This window comes from Helicobacter sp. 16-1353, assembly GCF_003288815.1.
GTDB lineage: Bacteria > Campylobacterota > Campylobacteria > Campylobacterales > Helicobacteraceae > NHYM01.
In genome coordinates, this window is record NZ_NHYM01000001.1 from 143,377 (window position 1) to 159,693 (window position 16,317).

A 16,317-nucleotide genomic window follows, 5' to 3' on the forward strand; every position below is an offset into this window, starting at 1 on the left:
ATCTCCCGTTACTTTGGAATGTATTTTAAGATATATTTATTTAAAATACAGAAATAAAAATCTCTTTTAAACTATAATAACATTTATGAAAATATTTATAATTCGATTTCTGCCTTATATAAAAGGTCATTATCCTAGATTTATCATAGCTATTGGTGCTGGCATTATAACTGCATTATGCACCGCTTTAATTACATACCTTGTAAAACCTGTTCTTGATGATGTTTTCATCAATAAAGATTCCACAATGTTAATAATTTTACCCATCGTTTTAATCTTTGCATATATGGGTAAAAGTGTAGGAATGTATGCACAATCATATTTGATGAATTATATTGGACAGGACATTGTAAGGCAGATTCGCAATAAGCTTTTAGCCCATATGCTAAGCTTAGAGATGGAATTTTTTAATAAAATGCGTAGCGGTGAGCTTGTAGCAAGAATTACAAATGATATTGAATCTATAAGGAATGCCGTTTCAAACTATGTAGGGGATTTCGCAAGAGAGAGCATTACTATTATAGCGTTAATTGGGGTTGTTATTTACCAAAGTCCAAAATTAGCTATTTTTGGGCTTATTGTAATACCTCTTGCTATGTTTCCTATTAATATAATCGCTAAAAAGATTAAGAAAATCTCTAAAAAACTAATGGAGCAAAATTCTGATATAACTGCCAAATTAAACGAAATATTTAATAACGCCGAGCTAATAAAAGCAAGTAATAGCCAAGAGATTGAGAGCAAATATTTCAATGATGCAAATTATAATTTTTTTAAGATTAATATGAAAGTGGTTCAGCAAAATCAGCTTGTAAATCCGCTTATGGAGCTTTTGGGGGCGATTGTTGTTGCTATTGTGATTTATATCGGTGGTAATGAAGTAATAGATGGAAAAATGACTGCTGGGGCATTTTTTTCATTTGTTGCGGCATTATTTATGATTTACACACCATTAAAAAAAATAACTTCAATGTATGCTGGAATGCAAACAGCACTTGCCGCAGGACATAGAATCTTTGAAATACTCGATAGAGCCCCACAAATAAAAGATGGAAATATAGTTTTAAAAAACAATATAGAATCTATTTCATTCGATAATGTTAGTTTAAATTATGACAATGTGGTGGCTCTAAAAAATATTAATTTAACATTTAATAAAAATGAAATAGTCGCATTAAAAGGTAAAAGTGGTAGTGGAAAAAGCTCTATTGTGAATCTTATTTTGCGATTATATACACCAAATAAAGGTCAAGTTAAGATAAATGGCATATCGCTTGATAATTACACACAAAAAAGTATTTGCGATAATATCGCCATTGTAACACAGAGAATCTTTATTTTTAACGATAGTATCGCTGTAAATGTCGCATATGGAAGTGAAATAGATGAAAAGAAAATAATAGAATCCTTAAAACAAAGTTTTGCTTGGGATTTTGTGGAGAATCTTCCAGATGGAATCTACACAAAACTAGATGAATATGGAGCAAATCTAAGCGGTGGTCAAAGACAGAGAATAGCGATTGCTAGGGCAATATATAAGAATCCGCAAATATTAATTTTTGATGAAGCTACAAGTGCATTAGATGAAGCTACGGAAGATTCCATTAAAAAAAGTATTAATTTAATCAAAAAAGATAAAATCGTTATTCTAATCGCACATCGCCCAAGCACCATAGAGCTTGCTACAAAAAAGATTGAAATAAGTGATGGCGAAATCAAAAATATAGAGATAAAGCAATGAAACCAATCAAAAAAATTGCATTTTTAGATGGCTATGCAGGATTGGAATCTACAATAGAGCAAATATTAAGCAAAAAATATGAGATTATCATAGATTCCAAGAATCCAGATTATATATTTTATAGTGTATTTGGGGCAAAACATATTCATTATGATTGTATTAGGATTTTTATAACTGGAGAAAATTGTCGCTGTGATTTTAATTTTGCTGATTATGGAATCGCTTTTGATTATCTAATATTTGAAGATAGATATTTGCGGTATCCGCTATATCTTACTTATGAAAGCTTTGATAAATGCCTAAATAATACAACAACGATTGCCAATCCATTTAACCGCTCATTTTGTAGCTTTGTAGTTAGCAATGATAAAGCAGATAGCAAAAGAGAGGAAATTTTTAATAAACTAAGCAAATATAAAAGAGTAGATTCTGGCGGAAAATATAAGAATAATATTGGCGAAGCAGTGGCTGATAAGTTAGAATTTTTATCAAAATATAAATTCAATATCGCATTTGAAAATTCCCAAACCAATGGCTATATAACCGAAAAAATTTTTGATGCAAAGGCAGCAGGAAGTATCCCTATATATTTTGGTGATATAAAAATAGCATATCCTTTAAACGAAAATGGGGGGGGGTTAAATAAAAAAGCATTTATCAATCTAGCAGATTTTACTTGTATAGATGAAATGATAGAGTTTATAAAAGCTATTGATTGTGATGAAAAACGATATTTAGAAATACTAAATGAGCCTTTAATCTTAGATTCTAATCATAAAGAGATATTTAATAAAAGATTGGAGAATTTTTTATATAATATATTTGATTCTCCCCTACAAGAAGCATATAGAAGGGGATTTGGGCAGTGGAGAATGAATATTGAAAATAGATATAAGAAATTCCAAAAAGCAAGAGAGAAAATCATAAAAATCCAAAATATCATAAGGTTTTACAAATAATATTAGATTGCCCTTAAGCTTTCTAGGATTTCAATCTTTTTTCGATGGAGTTTTACTAGATTATCGGATTCTAGGGTTTTTAAGATTCTACTTATTACCTCTCTTGAAGTGCCTAAAATATCGCTTAATTCCTCGTGTGATATGAAAATTACATTAGAATCTTGCATTTTAAGCCACTCGATTAATCGTAAATCAAGTCGTTTAAACCGAACTTCCTCGACTAAATTTGCCATATATAAGATTCTATCTGCATATTGTTGGAAAATATATTTTTGAAATTCCTCATCTTGGATAAAAATCTCCCGAACAATATTAGATGGAACTCTATAACCCTCTATATCTGTTGTGGCGATTCCTGTGCCAATTGCAGGCATTGTGTCATTATTAATAAAATTTACATTGCATTGCTCACCAGAGCTAAAATAGAATAATAATATACTTTTAGCTTCATTTTGCCGAATGAGTTTCGCTCTACCTTTAGTTATGAATAATATACTATTGCAAATATCGCCTTGATTAAAAAGTATAGAATCTCGTTTGATTTTCACAAAGATTGCAGAATCTTTGATTAACTGCTGATTAGCAGGTTTTAGTTTTGAGATAAAAGTTAGTTTATTTATCATTTGGTAACCTTATTGGCAGAATTATAATTAAGATTTTAAATGCTCTTTAATTATATCTGCAACTCGAAAAGAATTTGCATATATACTCCAAGTATAAGGGACACTTCCGCCTGTAGGCATAAATGAAGCATCTGTGATATATAAATTTGTTAATTCATGTGCTTTGCAGTTTTTATCCAAAACACTATTATTAATATCATTGCCAAATCGTGCTCCACCTGCAACTAGATTCGCCGGGGGCGATGAGCCAACGCTAAAATCTATATCTTTTGCCCCCATTTTTTGTAGAATCTTAACTGCTTTTTTTGATAAATACTCCCCTACTTTTCTATCATGTGGATGTGAATATATATTTACAACAGCCACAGGAATACCATATTTATCCTTATGTGTTTCACTAACACTTACAAAACAATCATTTGTAGGAAGCCAATCGCTAAAAACCTCGAAATTCAATCTCCTGCTAGAATATATATTTTTCTCTATTTTTTGTTTTAAATTATCGCCCCAGATTATATTGCCATTATCGTAGAATTGCTCTATTACATTTGGGATAATATTTGGATGCTCGAATAAAAAGTCGATAGTCCCGCCCTTATATATCTTGGAATCTTGGCTAAATTCATACCAATCTTGAATACTTCTATTGAAAAATAAACCTCTTTGCATTAATGCAAAAGCATCATTGCTTGATAAATCTTTTAGATAAAATGTCCCACTACCAACGCCACCTGAAGAAAAAATTAGATTCTTACCAACTTGATTGTGATTATTTGCAATACCATTTGGAAAATACCTATTTTTAGAGTTTAATAATAATCTTGATGTTTCTATGGCTTGAGCTGCTAGAACAAAAATTCTTGCTTTTATTGAATGCGATTTTTTATGTGCGTCGTAATAAATGGCTTCTTTTATGCTAGTTTTATCACTAATTAGTTTATAAACAAAGGCTTCTGGGATTATTTTTGCACTACATTTTTGTAGCAACGCAGCTCTACTACTACCTTTTGCACCTGTGGCACAAGGATAAGCCCCGCAATAATGGGAATACGCACAACCATATCTATCCAAATCGCTATATGGCAAAATGGCTCTTGGCGTAGGAATACTTGTAATGTTTAAGGCATTACAAGCGTTATCAAACCATTTTGTAACTTCGCTATCTTCTAATTTTGGATATGGGAAATCCTTAGTAGAACGAGGCTCTAAAAATCTATGATTTACTACCTTTCCAGATACGCCAATTACATTCTCAACTTTCGTATAATAGGCTTCTAAATCATCATAGCTAATAGCCCAATCAACCACATTTGCACCTTCAATTTCACCATATACACTTTTTAGCTTAAAATCATTAGGTTTTAGGCGATGAAAGAATCCACTCATAAGATTACTACTTCCACCAACCATACTGCCATTCCAAAAATTCCAAGTGCCAATATATGTATCTATGCCACCATCGGCATTTTTCTCATTTATGATATGGTATTCATCTTTGAGATTTGGTATATACATTTTGCGACGAGATACTGCAAGCTCATCTTTGCTAAAATCATCTTCTTTGTAGTATTTTCCCTTTTCAAGCACAATAACATTATAATTCAAATTACTTAGTTCATACGCCACACACGAAGCCCCAGCACCACTACCTATAATGCAAACATCATAAATCATATTTAATCTTTTATAAAAATGGCTTATTTGGTTGTGGCAAACCTGTGTGGTGATTTAGCCATTTCCAACCATTTTCATTCGTATTTATGCCATATATGGGGTCTCCTAGTATGGATTCCATAATAAAAACAAGCATATCATAAATCCAATCTTCTCCCCAAGATATTTTTGAAATATGTTTTAGCAATCTATCTCTATTTGAAAAATCTAAATCTATATAATGTTTATTATACATATCTAGGCTTTCTTTATCTAGATTCTTTGCACCATTTATAATGGCATTTTTGGTTTTTTGTGATACTTTTGAATGAGCTAAGATTAGTTTTAAGTATGCAGCACTATCAATATTTAATTCCTTTATATATGGAAATAAATCTTCTTGCACTAGAGATAAAAGCCTAAACATATCGCTATTTGAAATATTATCATCAGCGATTAGCTTAGGCACTACACACATCAAGGACGATGAAGAGAAAATCTTTATGGCATTTCTTCTATTAATTATCATTATTTTCTAAATATCAAATAATCAATGCTAAATTTTCCGCTACCAAAGGCGAATAGAGTAAATAGCATAATCCCGTAATAAAGTGGAATCTCAAAGCCATTATTCCCAGCACTAAAGCCATTTGAAAAATGCACGGCAAAAATCGCCACGAGAATTATCACAAGAAGCGGAATAGATAGAATGCGACTAAAAAGCCCAAGTATAAAAAGAGGAACTGCTAATATCTCAAAAATCGCCACAAAATACACGCTAAGTGTGGGAAGAATGAAGCCCATACTAGCGAACCATTCAGCAGTAGATTCTAGATTGTGCCACTTCATAATCGCCGTTTCATAGAATCCATACGCCAAACCAAAGCGGATAAATAGCAAAGATAGCGATTGGAAATTTGAAGTTATGCTAGAAAAAATAATATATAGATTTTTCATTTATCTTAATTTTATAGCTATAATTTATTTAGAATCTCCACATTTACCAGCACCACATTTTTGAGGTTTTTCTGTTTTTGTGTCTCCACATTTACCAGCACCGCACTTCTCAGCCGCACTTAATGTAGTCGTAAAACCTAATACTAATAATAAACCAAAAAGCATACTTGCTATTTTTTTCATAATCTGCTCCTAAAATTTTATATTGCTTAAAAAGCACTACATTATATAGAAAAACATTAAAAAATATCAGTGATTTATATCACAAAGAGATTCTGTAAAAATATTATTTCTTGGAATCCTAAGTCTATATTAACAATATTTTCTTATAAATATTTGTAAGATTTAGGATTAAATCGCTAAGGGCTTATAGTGGGAATCTAGCTTAAATTTAAAGGGAGATTTGTTGGATTTGAAATAAAGATATTTTAAAAATTTTATTTTATCAAAAAGATTGGGACTTGCTTACGAAATACTTGCAAATTAGGGGGGATTTTGGCGTGAAAATAAATGTGAAATTTTAAGGGGCGAATTTGTATAATTAAGCAAAAACAAAAAGGGATTTTATGCGAGTTTTGGGGCTTAAGAACAGTATCCAAGCCCAAATGCAAAATTGCCAACGGCGATTATTGAATTACTTTTTTCGCATTTTTTAGATTCTGCTTTTTTGTGGAATCTCTGCGAGAAACTAGCGAGTTTTGTGGAATCTTGGGAGTTTCTAAAAACTTGGATTCTCGCTTAAGTCTTATATTTATTCTCCATTTTGTGAAATATTTTGCAAATCATTTTCCACTTTTTTACTAGGCAATAAGCAAATAACAAAATTAATAACCACGCCGATTGGAGCTAAGAGAATGGCTAAAATAAATATCCAAATGCTAACTCCAGCATCTTCTATATCTGCGGACATACATAGCAAAAGCAGGCACGATAAAGGCTATAAATAATACAATTAGCAAAATACCACCAATTATATCGCTAATAGCAAGCACGAACATGGCAATAAGTCCAATCACAAGGAGACCTATCGGCACTGAAAACCAAGTTAGCAAAAACTCTCTCCTTGTCGTCCTGCCCGTAAAGTCAAATCCCCGCCTCCAAAACTCTCTCCAAGATTTACCCATTTCACTCTTAAAAGTCGCAAATCCTTCTGTAAACAGCACATTTAGTCCGTAAACTATTGCAATAATAAAAAACATGTTTTTCTCCTTTAATTTTCCTTATATTCTGTAGCGTTTGATGGGGCGTTTTGCGCCTCATCGTCGGGCTTTTCTTTGATTGTATTCTTTACTCCTCTAAATGTTGCTCTTATTGTGATAAATACTCCATAAGCCAAACCTAATGTCATTATGGTAAGCATAATTGCACCTTCTCCAGCTGATGAGCCTGATGTGGCTACAGCCGATGAGCCTGATGTGGCTACAGCCGATGAGCCTGATTGCGTTACAAGCGCGTAGATTCCCCCAAGCAACGCTATTCCTACAAAACCTATGACAAGTATAAATATAGCTTTTAATAATTTCGCAAACATTTTTGCACTCCTTTCATTTCCTATTCTCTTAGAATTTATCGCGTCGCTATTTATCGCGTCGCTTAAAACTCGCTTAAAAAAATCGATTTTACCCCCCCCCTTGCTTATACTTTGCTGAATCTATTCTTAAAAATGTGGGAATTTGTGAATTTTTGCAGTTTTTGAGAATCTAAAGTGTGGAATCTGGGGGAATCTAAAGTAAGAATCTAAGCGGAATCCAAAGCAATAATATTTAAATGATGCGTTTTATAAAAAGTAAAATGAAGCTAAAAGCCGAAGCAACCCCGCTTACTTCGGCAAAAAGATTGTTGTTTAAGGATTTATTAAGCGGAGTTGCCTTAAAATCAAATTGTTTTAATTTAATAGTGGTTTTGTCTTAGTGTTTCAGCACTAAGACAAGCAATAGTAAAATCAAGCTAAAAGCTATCACTTCACCCATACCACACCTCCTAACTTCACCGAAGCTCCGTTAGAAGATAATCCCTAAACAATGCAATTATAATACAAAAATTTAATCATAGAAATTTTCTCGCTCCAGCCAAGTTTTAACACCCACAATTCACACGCTCACAGATTCCAGCACGGCACGAGATTCTGCCCCAATTTTAAATGTGGTAAATTTAAGCCAAGATTCCACGCTAAACTAAGCTTTTCCCACCGAGATTCCCGCACCCCAGCTATGCAACTCAAATCCCAAAAAAGCCCCTAATCACGCCGTATTTTTGCAATCTCATCGCGGATTCTTGCCGCTTCTTCAAACTCCAGCTTTTTTGCCGCCTCGTGCATTTTTTTGCTTAATTCTTTAATAATTTTATCCTTTTGGCTTCGCGGGATTTTCCCCAGCTTGGCGGACTTTTGGGAGCTAGATTCGATTTTTAGCTCATCTTCGATACTTCGCTTTGTATTTACTGGCGTGATATTGTGTTTTTTATTAAACGCCTCTTGCTTATTTCGCCTATATTCGCTGATGTCAATTGCCTTTTGCATACTTTTTGTAATCTTTTTAGCGAAAAATATTACCTTGCCGTTGGTGTTCCTAGCTGCCCGCCCCATAGTTTGGATTAGGCTGGTTTCACTTCGTAAAAAGCCATCCTTATCAGCGTCCAAAATCGCCACAAGGCTCACCTCTGGCAGGTCCAGCCCCTCACGCAAAAGATTTACGCCGATAATCACATCATATTCGCCCAAACGCAGAGAGCGGATTAGGTGATTTCGCTCGATTGCGTCGATGTCGCTATGCATATACTGCGTTTTTAGCCCTAGCTCGTTGTAGTATTTACACAAATCTTCTGCCATTTTTTTCGTTAGCGTCCCTACAATCGCCCGCTCCCCACGAGCAATGACGATTTTTAGCTCATCATAGAGCCGCTCTACTTGCGTTGTGGAATCTAAAACTTCGCATTTCGGGTCTAAAAGCCCAGTCGGGCGGACAATCTGCTCTGCGGTATTCCCCCCACTTAAATCTAGCTCGATTTTTGCGGGCGTAGCGGAGACAAAGAGATAGTGCGGAGCCTTATTTATAAACTCTTCAAAATTTAGCGGACGATTATCCAGCGCACTTGGTAGGCGGAATCCATACTCTACTAATACCTCTTTTCTGCTCCTATCACCCGCATACATTCCGCCAAACTGGGGCAGTGAAACATGCGATTCGTCGACAATAATTAGATATGGCTTTTGCTTCTGCTCGAAATAATCCAAGAGCGAATATGGCGTCTCTCCGGGGGCTTTTCCGGTCAAATGCCGTGCGTAGTTTTCAATGCCCTTGCAGATTCCATTCTCTTTTATCATCTCCAAGTCAAACTCCGTGCGACCTTTGAGCCGTAAATACTCCACTTCCCTTTTGGATTCCTTAAACTCCGCCAATCTAAAATCTAGCTCGGATTCGATATTTTTAATGGCAGTATTTAGGCGATTATGCCCCACGATAAAGGGATTTGCGGCGTATAACACATAGGAATCTAGCCTTTTAATCTCCTTATTATCAATGGCGTCAATAAATGAAATCCGCTCACACTCATCATCGAAAAACTCCACTCTAAGCACCTCGTCCTCGATATACGCTGGGTAGATATCCACCACATCGCCATTCGTGCGGAACTCGCCTCGTTTTAGATATGTGTCGCTCCGTGAATAGCCCATCTCCACGAGCTTTAGCAAAAAATCCTTGTGTTTTTTTCTATCACCAATCTCGATTTTTTCAATCATTTGGATATATTCAGCTGGATTCCCCAAGCCGTAGTTTGCCGACACGGTGGCAATTACAATCACATCATCATACGCCAAAAGCGATGTAGTAGCACTTAGGCGAAGTCGCTCCAAGTCCTCATTAATGCTAGAATCCTTTTCGATAAATAAATCTCTGCGTGGGATATACGCCTCCGGCTGGTAATAATCAAAGTGTGAGATGAAATACTCCACATGATTTTTAGGGAAAAAGCCCTTAAACTCGCTGTAAAGTTGCGCACAAAGGCTCTTATTGTGCGACATAATAAGCGTTGGCATTTGGAGCTTTTGAATGATATTTGCCATCGTGTAGGTCTTTCCGCTGCCTGTAACGCCAATTAGGGTTTGGTATTTATTGCCAGATTCTAGGCTTTTACTTAGTTTTGCAATCGCCTCCGGCTGGTCGCCTGCGGGTTTAAAAGCGGAATTTAGGGAAAATTTATTCATTTTATGCCTTGAAAAATTGTTTTTAAAGTTAGATTATATTCATATATCTTTATAAATTAGTTTTAATTTATTTGCTTTTTTAAAAATATCTTTAACTGCGAGAACTTCGTTTAAAACGAAGCTAATCTTTGCTATCCACCGCCCTTTTTAAAAATACTTTTTTAAAAGTAAGATTCTTAAAAATTTTATGCGGAACACGGCAGTTGATGGATTGGTAATGAAACTTCGCTTTATAGAAAGCTAACATTTTAGGAATTATTTTAAGATTAAGGAGAGAATTTCGCCTTTTAAAGGAAATTCATTTTCCTATCAAAGTAGCAAATTCATCAGTCCCCATTTCCATAAAACAAGCTTTAACAAAGTTTCCTTGCAAATCCCCTTTTGTAACTAGAATTTAACTTATCCACACGATTGAGGGCGGACATATGACCTAGCCAAACTCCCTTTTTTGCAACTAGAGTTTCGCTCTCGTCTTGTCAAAACGAACGAAGTGAAGTTTCTGGTAAAACGAACGAAGTGAAGTTTCTAGTAAAATAAGATTTGGCGAAGTTCTTTATAAACAAACAAAAATAAATCAAATCCCACCTACCACACTATTTTTAAAAAATTTAAAATCTTAAACCTCCTACTTGGAGTTAAACACACAAGTTTGCTTGAGAATTTATTTTATTTTTTGGATTCTATTAAATTATTTTTGTTACAATTATAATATTTTATTTTAAATAAAAAGGCAAAATATGAGTATTTTAGAAAGACTAACCCAACGAATAGATGAGCTGCTAAATAGACTAAATGAGTTAAATAATGAGATAGAAAAATTGCAACTTGAAAATAGTGCATTAATCACAGAATCCCAAGAAAAAGAGCGACAAATAAACACTCTATATGAGGAATTAGCATTGCGAGACCGCTCATATGAGGATTTGATAAATAAGATTGATGAGGCGAAAAAATAAGTGGATTCTAGGCTAAGTGTAGATTTATATCTTGGAGGGAAAAAGATTCAAGTAAATATTGCTTGTATGAATATTAGTGCCAAAAATGAAATAGAATCTTTACTCTTAAAGCCAAATCTTGATATTAAAGATATACTTAAGGCTTATATTCAAAAAACGCAAGAATACGCTGAACTAGAAGAAGAAATTAAGAATTTAGTTTATAAATTGGAGCAGTAGCTGAAATATTATTTGATTGCACCTTTAAAACTAAACTTATCCCCATTAATCTACAAAAGCAAAACAAATTTTTCGCAAGGACAAATAGCAAATATTACGATTAAAAATAAAAATGCATTAGGCGTTATTATAGATGAAGTCCAAGAGCCAGATTTTCAATGCGAAGAAGCGTATAAAAAAGAAGAATATTTTAATACAACACAAATTCAATTAGCAAATTTTATAAGTAATTATTATTGTAGTAATATAGGCATTGCTTATGGCTTGTTTGTCCCGCAAAGTATAGAAAATAATAAGCCCAAACTAGTAGCAAATCTAGATAATATCCATATACAAAATACACTCACACAAAAGCAGAATCTTGCCCTTTCTTTTATAAAAAATCATAGCAAAACCTTACTTTTTGGCGATACGGGAAGTGGAAAAACTGAGATTTATATTCATATGATTTTAGAGATAATCAAGCAAAATAAAAATGTCATTTTTCTAATGCCGGAAATCTCACTAACACCGCAAATGGAAAAGCGGCTAAAAGATATTTTCGGCGATTTGGTTTGTATTTGGCATTCTAAGATTTCTAAGCCAAAAAAGCAGAAAATCCTAGAATCTATCGACAATTTTAGGATTATTGCGGGGGCTAGGAGTGCGTTATTTTTACCTGTGAAGAATCTAGGGCTAATTATAGTTGATGAAGAGCACGATGATGCGTATAAGTCAAACTCCGCTCCACGATATAATGCTAGAGATTTAAGTATTTATCTATCGATAAAAAATAATATTAAGTTAATATTAGGAAGTGCCACGCCAAGCATTGTGAGCTACTATCATTTTAATAAAACAAATGAGGTTTTTCGCCTTAAAGGTCGGCATTTTGATAGTAAAAAAAGCATTATTTTTGAGAACTCTCCAACACAAATCACGCAAAATCTAATTGATAAAATCGCAAAAACACTAGAAAAAAATAAGCAAATCATCGTTTTTGTCCCCATTAGGGCGAATTTTAAGACGCTTATTTGCCTAAATTGTGGGAAAAGTGTAAAGTGTAAAAATTGCTCGATTTCAATGAGTTTACATAATAAGAAAAATGCACTTATATGCCATTATTGCGGATATGCGCGTGCTATTGCTAAATCTTGCTTGTATTGCAATGGCAATGATTTTAGTGCTTTAAATATTGGCACACAAGAAGTAGCAAAGGAGCTAAGGGAGCACTTCAAGGAGGCTAGATTAGAGATTTTTGATAGAGATGAAATCACCACAGATTCGAAGCTAAAGAAAATCCTAAATGATTTTAATAATCACAAAATCGATATTTTGGTTGGCACACAAATGCTTAGCAAAGGACACGATTATCATAATGTTTATTTATCGGTGATTTTGGGGATTGATAATCTACTAAATAGCAATGATTTTCGTGCTATGGAAAAGTCTATTTCATTATTTTATCAAATCGCTGGAAGATGTGCTAGGAAAGATGATGGAGAGGTTTTTATCCAAACATTAAATAAGCAATTTTTTCAAAATTTCATAAACGATTATGAGGATTTTATAAAATTTGAGCTAAAAAATAGGGTTGATTTTTATCCGCCATATAGAAAATTAGCCCTTATTTTATCAACTAATAAAAATGATAAAACTGCTTTAAAAAATATAGAGTCTTGCAAAAAAATAGTAGAATCTCATAGAAATATTGAGATAGTTGGATTAAATCGTGCCCCGATTGAGCGGATAAATGGTGTTTGGAGGTATTTTATGCTACTTCGTGCTAAAAGTCCAAAAGAGCTACTAGATTGCGTTTATTCACTAAAAAATAAGCAGATTAGTATCGACATCGACCCTTTGCAATTATTATAGATAAGGATTATTATGAAAATAAATATAGTTTGCGAATCTGTGATATTACAAAAAACATTAGATTCCTACCTTAAAGATTATATTTCAAATTATGAGGATTGCGATTTTATAATCGCTGATTGTATCGATGAAAGCTTTAATAAGCCCATTTGTTTGGTTACTTTTGGTGAGGATTCCGATATTCGGCGACCAATACATAGGGAATCTTTATTTAATGATTTAGAAAAATTCAACAAAAGCATAAGCGAGATTCCGCGAATCAATGTAGAAAAATTTAATAATATACTTGATATGAATGAGTTAGAGAATCTTAAAAAATCGCTAGATTCTATTAATAATCTACAAGATGATTTAAAGGATAACACAAACCAAGATGCCTTAAAAAATGAGATTGAAAACATAATAAGGGATTTTACTGATAGGCTTTATAATGCAATCAAAAAGAACAACCAATAAGGTAAAATCTAGTATAAAGATTATAGGTGGAAAATACAAAGGCAAGGTATTAAATATGGATATTTTGCCAAATACGCGTCCAACAAAAGCGATTGTTAGGGAATCTTTATTTAATACATTGCAAAATTTTATCCAAGATAAAGTATTTTTAGAGGTTTTTGCAGGATATGGGAGCATTGGATTTGAGGCTTTTAGTCGTGGTGCAAAAAAGGTTATATTTATCGAAAAAGATATTTTAGCATTTAAGATTCTAGATAGTAATATTAATCTTTTTAAACAATCATTAGAGAATCTTAGGGCTTACAATAAAGATTCTATAGTATTTTTGAGTGGTTTATTAGCTACAAATAACATTGATATTTTGTATTTTGACCCACCTTTTGGAACAAATGGCGAGTATTACTATAAATGTTTTAATATACTAGAAAATACAAATCTAAAAGATAAAATGATTATTTTTGAGCATATATCAAACTTTGTTATGCCACAAAATATAGGCGATTTACCACTAAATAAATATAGGAAATTTGGAAAAACTAGCATTAGTTATTATCATAAAAACTAATTTTTAAATATTTAGAATTTTGATAAAATATATAATCTAAACCTTTGGAGACTAATAAATGGCAGAAGAGCAAAAGAATAAAAAAAGTAAAGTGGTTTTAATCATCATCATTGCACTTATTATAATTGCGATATTACTTGGTGTGGCATTTTATTTTATGACAAAACAAAATACTACAAATACACCAGAAACTACGCCAACAAGCCAAGATATGAGCATAGGAACTGATGTAACACAAACAAATGCAAATTACATAAGGATTGGACCTATATACCAACTTGACCAATTTATTGTAAATCTACTTACGCAAAGTGGAAGAAGATATTTAAAAACTACAATTGGGTTAGAGATGACTATGCCAGAATTGCAAAATGAGCTAAATTCCAAACGCGCTGCAATAAGAGATACTATCGTAGAAATATTATCATCGAAATCACTCGAAGAAGTAAGCACAACAAGAGGTAAAGAAAAACTAAAAGAAGAAATAGTTCAAAGATTAAATGAATTTCTTGTTGATGGCAAGATTCGCAATGTTTTCTTTATAGATTTTGTGATTCAATGATTGGTGTAGATTTAGTTTCTACAAAAAGAATAGAATCCCTAGTAAATAAATATGGGGAAATATTTTTAAAAAAGATTCTAAATAATGAAGAAATCGCACTAGTTAGAAATGATAATGGATTTAATATAAATAGAATAGCAGGTTTTTTTGCCACAAAAGAGGCACTTTCTAAAGCATTGGGCTGTGGCATTGGGGGAGATTTAAGATTCCACGATATAACAATTTTTAAGGATTCTAAAAATGCTCCAAAAATTAAATTAGATAAAAATGTAATACAATATTTCAATATAAAAGATATAGATGTTTCCATTAGTCACGATAATGGCTGTGCTATTTCATTTGTATTTGTTAAAAAAAATGAGGATAAAAGAATGGAAAATAATAATGAATATTTATTCTATCTAGAATCTAAGCTCTCTAAAGAAGATTTAATGATAATCAAATCAAAATTAGACACCTTACCCAAAAAAAGAGCTGATGAGATTGTATTTTTGGATTTAAAATCACCTATATTGGCATTGGTGCTTTCTCTTTGTTTTGGGATATTTGGTGTAGATAGATTCTATCAAGGGCGGATTGGGCTTGGAGTCGCTAAACTTTTATTATCTTGGGCTCTTTTTCCTTGGATTATTATTGATTGGTTTTTAATTATGAGAAGTATAAAAAAAGATAATATGGTAAAAATAATGGAATTTTTGGAGTAATCTATATGCTATTTTTTAGAGTAGATTACTTTGGATATTGCTTAAATTAAATCTTTCTAGCCACAAATCCGCGAATAAAATTAGAGTAATCTCTATAAAAATCAATATATTTATAATTACTTAGATATTCTTGTATATATTCTTGGTCAAATCCAATCTCAAGACATAAAAATGTTGGATTAAGATTTATTATCTTTTTTATAATCTCATCTCCATTTTTCCCGCCAAAAAGTGCGTCCTTAGGCTCATAACTTAGATTTTTAGGTATGGCATAATCATTGTTGATATAAGGCGGATTAGATACGATTAAATCATTATTATTTCTCAATACACCATCTAATAAATTTGTCTTTACAAGTGATATTCTCTCTTTTAGATTCGGGATAATGGCGGATTTTAATTCTATATTTTTTCTTGCGATATTTAGTGCAGAAAGCGATATATCCGTTGCAATAACTTTCAAATCTTTATGTAACATACAAAGCATTATACTAACAACCCCACTGCCAACGCCTATCTCAAATATTTGCTTAATATTATATTGCTTTATTACATTAGAAGTTTTAGTTACTAATATCTCAGTTTCTGGTCTAGGTATCAATGCCCCTTCATCAATAAAAAAAGTTTGCGAAAAAAAACTAACTTGCTTTGTGATATATTCGATAGGGTAGCCCATATTTAGCAAATCAACCTGATTTAAAAGCTCTTTTAATGTATGGTTGGATACCTTTAAATCGTCATATAAATGCAAGAATATTCTATCTTTTTTTAATATATTGCAAAGCAGAATCTCACATTCTAAAGACGCTCTATTACCTAATCTTTTTCTTTTTGCAATTTCTAAAACATCTTTTATCGACATAT

General features: G+C 32.7%; 22 protein-coding genes. 11 read left to right on the forward strand and 11 right to left on the reverse strand.

Annotated elements, in window-relative coordinates; all coding sequences use genetic code 11:
* Window positions 1-85 precede the first annotated feature (85 nt).
* Together CCY99_RS00665 and CCY99_RS00670 are read left to right on the forward strand one after the other, a co-directional pair.
* On the forward strand, window positions 86-1,741 hold the full coding sequence (locus CCY99_RS00665) for an ABC transporter ATP-binding protein (RefSeq protein WP_112059488.1): 1,656 nt from the start codon (window positions 86-88) through the stop codon (window positions 1,739-1,741).
* A complete protein-coding gene (locus CCY99_RS00670) occupies window positions 1,738-2,700 on the forward strand; it encodes a glycosyltransferase family 10 (protein WP_112059489.1) in 963 nt (320 codons plus the stop codon). The genes CCY99_RS00665 and CCY99_RS00670 overlap by 4 nt, the downstream gene beginning before the upstream one ends.
* A gap of 2 nt (window positions 2,701-2,702) precedes the next feature.
* Here CCY99_RS00670 and CCY99_RS00675 read toward each other — a convergent pair whose 3' ends face one another.
* Genes CCY99_RS00675 through CCY99_RS09385 form a run of 5 tightly spaced genes read right to left on the reverse strand, consistent with a single transcriptional unit; the run spans window position 2,703 to window position 6,116 of the window.
* Window positions 2,703-3,323 (reverse strand): Crp/Fnr family transcriptional regulator, encoded by a 621-nt coding sequence (locus CCY99_RS00675; protein ID WP_112059490.1) that lies wholly within the window; start codon window positions 3,321-3,323, stop codon window positions 2,703-2,705.
* A 27-nt stretch (window positions 3,324-3,350) separates the two neighbouring features.
* Complete coding sequence (locus tag CCY99_RS00680; protein ID WP_112059491.1) at window positions 3,351-4,997, reverse strand: GMC family oxidoreductase; 1,647 nt, start codon at window positions 4,995-4,997, stop codon at window positions 3,351-3,353.
* A 10-nt stretch (window positions 4,998-5,007) separates the two neighbouring features.
* Window positions 5,008-5,505 (reverse strand): hypothetical protein, encoded by a 498-nt coding sequence (locus tag CCY99_RS00685; RefSeq protein ID WP_112059492.1) that lies wholly within the window; start codon window positions 5,503-5,505, stop codon window positions 5,008-5,010.
* Window positions 5,505-5,933 (reverse strand): DoxX family protein, encoded by a 429-nt coding sequence (locus tag CCY99_RS00690; protein WP_112059493.1) that lies wholly within the window; start codon window positions 5,931-5,933, stop codon window positions 5,505-5,507. The genes CCY99_RS00685 and CCY99_RS00690 overlap by 1 nt, the downstream gene beginning before the upstream one ends.
* Window positions 5,934-5,957: 24 nt before the next feature.
* Window positions 5,958-6,116, reverse strand: coding sequence for a hypothetical protein (locus CCY99_RS09385; RefSeq protein ID WP_181646779.1), 159 nt, complete (start codon window positions 6,114-6,116; stop codon window positions 5,958-5,960).
* A gap of 430 nt (window positions 6,117-6,546) precedes the next feature.
* On the opposite strand from CCY99_RS09385, the gene CCY99_RS09765 reads away from it, so the two are divergent.
* The gene (locus CCY99_RS09765) at window positions 6,547-6,675 is read left to right on the forward strand and encodes a hypothetical protein (protein WP_258442871.1); all 129 of its coding nucleotides are present in this window, start codon (window positions 6,547-6,549) and stop codon (window positions 6,673-6,675) included.
* 9 nt (window positions 6,676-6,684) lie between these two features.
* On the opposite strand, the gene CCY99_RS09390 is transcribed toward CCY99_RS09765, so the two are convergent.
* From CCY99_RS09390 to CCY99_RS00700, 3 genes are read right to left on the reverse strand one after another with little or no spacing between them, the layout of a single operon-like run.
* On the reverse strand, window positions 6,685-6,843 hold the full coding sequence (locus CCY99_RS09390) for a hypothetical protein (protein ID WP_181646790.1): 159 nt from the start codon (window positions 6,841-6,843) through the stop codon (window positions 6,685-6,687).
* Window positions 6,812-7,132: a DUF805 domain-containing protein gene (locus CCY99_RS00695; RefSeq protein ID WP_112059494.1), complete on the reverse strand. Its 321-nt coding sequence runs from the start codon at window positions 7,130-7,132 to the stop codon at window positions 6,812-6,814. Before CCY99_RS00695 ends, CCY99_RS09390 begins: the two co-directional genes overlap by 32 nt.
* A gap of 11 nt (window positions 7,133-7,143) precedes the next feature.
* Window positions 7,144-7,464, reverse strand: coding sequence for a hypothetical protein (locus CCY99_RS00700; protein WP_112059495.1), 321 nt, complete (start codon window positions 7,462-7,464; stop codon window positions 7,144-7,146).
* 236 nt (window positions 7,465-7,700) lie between these two features.
* Between CCY99_RS00700 and CCY99_RS09395 the strand changes: the two genes are divergently transcribed.
* A complete protein-coding gene (locus CCY99_RS09395) occupies window positions 7,701-7,844 on the forward strand; it encodes a hypothetical protein (protein WP_181646780.1) in 144 nt (47 codons plus the stop codon).
* Window positions 7,845-8,031: 187 nt separating this feature from the next.
* On the opposite strand, the gene CCY99_RS09770 is transcribed toward CCY99_RS09395, so the two are convergent.
* On the reverse strand, window positions 8,032-8,154 hold the full coding sequence (locus CCY99_RS09770) for a hypothetical protein (protein WP_258442872.1): 123 nt from the start codon (window positions 8,152-8,154) through the stop codon (window positions 8,032-8,034).
* A 15-nt stretch (window positions 8,155-8,169) separates the two neighbouring features.
* Entirely contained in the window at window positions 8,170-10,137 is a 1,968-nt protein-coding gene (uvrB, locus tag CCY99_RS00705; RefSeq protein WP_112059496.1) for an excinuclease ABC subunit UvrB, read from the reverse strand.
* A gap of 737 nt (window positions 10,138-10,874) precedes the next feature.
* On the opposite strand from uvrB, the gene CCY99_RS00710 reads away from it, so the two are divergent.
* From CCY99_RS00710 to acpS, 7 genes are read left to right on the forward strand one after another with little or no spacing between them, the layout of a single operon-like run.
* A complete protein-coding gene (locus CCY99_RS00710) occupies window positions 10,875-11,093 on the forward strand; it encodes a hypothetical protein (protein WP_112059497.1) in 219 nt (72 codons plus the stop codon).
* The gene (locus CCY99_RS00715) at window positions 11,094-11,312 is read left to right on the forward strand and encodes a hypothetical protein (protein ID WP_112059498.1); all 219 of its coding nucleotides are present in this window, start codon (window positions 11,094-11,096) and stop codon (window positions 11,310-11,312) included.
* A 12-nt stretch (window positions 11,313-11,324) separates the two neighbouring features.
* Complete coding sequence (locus CCY99_RS00720; protein WP_258442873.1) at window positions 11,325-13,166, forward strand: primosomal protein N'; 1,842 nt, start codon at window positions 11,325-11,327, stop codon at window positions 13,164-13,166.
* A 12-nt stretch (window positions 13,167-13,178) separates the two neighbouring features.
* Complete coding sequence (locus tag CCY99_RS00725; RefSeq protein WP_112059500.1) at window positions 13,179-13,622, forward strand: hypothetical protein; 444 nt, start codon at window positions 13,179-13,181, stop codon at window positions 13,620-13,622.
* The gene (gene rsmD / locus CCY99_RS00730; protein ID WP_112059501.1) at window positions 13,597-14,187 is read left to right on the forward strand and encodes a 16S rRNA (guanine(966)-N(2))-methyltransferase RsmD; all 591 of its coding nucleotides are present in this window, start codon (window positions 13,597-13,599) and stop codon (window positions 14,185-14,187) included. Before CCY99_RS00725 ends, rsmD begins: the two co-directional genes overlap by 26 nt.
* Before the next feature lie 58 nt (window positions 14,188-14,245).
* Window positions 14,246-14,749: a flagellar basal body-associated protein FliL gene (gene fliL, locus CCY99_RS00735; RefSeq protein WP_112059502.1), complete on the forward strand. Its 504-nt coding sequence runs from the start codon at window positions 14,246-14,248 to the stop codon at window positions 14,747-14,749.
* The gene (gene acpS, locus CCY99_RS00740; RefSeq protein WP_112059503.1) at window positions 14,746-15,453 is read left to right on the forward strand and encodes a holo-ACP synthase; all 708 of its coding nucleotides are present in this window, start codon (window positions 14,746-14,748) and stop codon (window positions 15,451-15,453) included. The genes fliL and acpS overlap by 4 nt, the downstream gene beginning before the upstream one ends.
* Window positions 15,454-15,499: 46 nt before the next feature.
* Here acpS and CCY99_RS00745 read toward each other — a convergent pair whose 3' ends face one another.
* On the reverse strand, window positions 15,500-16,315 hold the full coding sequence (locus CCY99_RS00745; RefSeq protein WP_112059504.1) for a HemK/PrmC family methyltransferase: 816 nt from the start codon (window positions 16,313-16,315) through the stop codon (window positions 15,500-15,502).
* Window positions 16,316-16,317: the final 2 nt, after the last annotated feature.

What these genes read in the sequence shown, in the direction of transcription:
- CCY99_RS00675 (WP_112059490.1), bottom strand. Translation starts at nt 3,323, where the DNA reads ATGATAAATAAACTAACTTTTATCTCAAAACTAAAACCTGCTAATCAG.
- CCY99_RS00685 (WP_112059492.1), bottom strand. Translation starts at nt 5,505, where the DNA reads ATGATAATTAATAGAAGAAATGCCATAAAGATTTTCTCTTCATCGTCC.
- uvrB (WP_112059496.1), bottom strand. Translation starts at nt 10,137, where the DNA reads ATGAATAAATTTTCCCTAAATTCCGCTTTTAAACCCGCAGGCGACCAG.
- CCY99_RS00670 (WP_112059489.1), top strand. Translation starts at nt 1,738, where the DNA reads ATGAAACCAATCAAAAAAATTGCATTTTTAGATGGCTATGCAGGATTG.
- CCY99_RS00745 (WP_112059504.1), bottom strand. Translation starts at nt 16,315, where the DNA reads ATGTCGATAAAAGATGTTTTAGAAATTGCAAAAAGAAAAAGATTAGGT.
- CCY99_RS09395 (WP_181646780.1), top strand. Translation starts at nt 7,701, where the DNA reads ATGATGCGTTTTATAAAAAGTAAAATGAAGCTAAAAGCCGAAGCAACC.
- acpS (WP_112059503.1), top strand. Translation starts at nt 14,746, where the DNA reads ATGATTGGTGTAGATTTAGTTTCTACAAAAAGAATAGAATCCCTAGTA.
- rsmD (WP_112059501.1), top strand. Translation starts at nt 13,597, where the DNA reads ATGCAATCAAAAAGAACAACCAATAAGGTAAAATCTAGTATAAAGATT.
- CCY99_RS00680 (WP_112059491.1), bottom strand. Translation starts at nt 4,997, where the DNA reads ATGATTTATGATGTTTGCATTATAGGTAGTGGTGCTGGGGCTTCGTGT.
- CCY99_RS09390 (WP_181646790.1), bottom strand. Translation starts at nt 6,843, where the DNA reads ATGTCCGCAGATATAGAAGATGCTGGAGTTAGCATTTGGATATTTATT.
- CCY99_RS00695 (WP_112059494.1), bottom strand. Translation starts at nt 7,132, where the DNA reads ATGTTTTTTATTATTGCAATAGTTTACGGACTAAATGTGCTGTTTACA.
- fliL (WP_112059502.1), top strand. Translation starts at nt 14,246, where the DNA reads ATGGCAGAAGAGCAAAAGAATAAAAAAAGTAAAGTGGTTTTAATCATC.
- CCY99_RS00690 (WP_112059493.1), bottom strand. Translation starts at nt 5,933, where the DNA reads ATGAAAAATCTATATATTATTTTTTCTAGCATAACTTCAAATTTCCAA.
- CCY99_RS00665 (WP_112059488.1), top strand. Translation starts at nt 86, where the DNA reads ATGAAAATATTTATAATTCGATTTCTGCCTTATATAAAAGGTCATTAT.
- CCY99_RS09385 (WP_181646779.1), bottom strand. Translation starts at nt 6,116, where the DNA reads ATGAAAAAAATAGCAAGTATGCTTTTTGGTTTATTATTAGTATTAGGT.
- CCY99_RS00700 (WP_112059495.1), bottom strand. Translation starts at nt 7,464, where the DNA reads ATGTTTGCGAAATTATTAAAAGCTATATTTATACTTGTCATAGGTTTT.
- CCY99_RS00710 (WP_112059497.1), top strand. Translation starts at nt 10,875, where the DNA reads ATGAGTATTTTAGAAAGACTAACCCAACGAATAGATGAGCTGCTAAAT.
- CCY99_RS00725 (WP_112059500.1), top strand. Translation starts at nt 13,179, where the DNA reads ATGAAAATAAATATAGTTTGCGAATCTGTGATATTACAAAAAACATTA.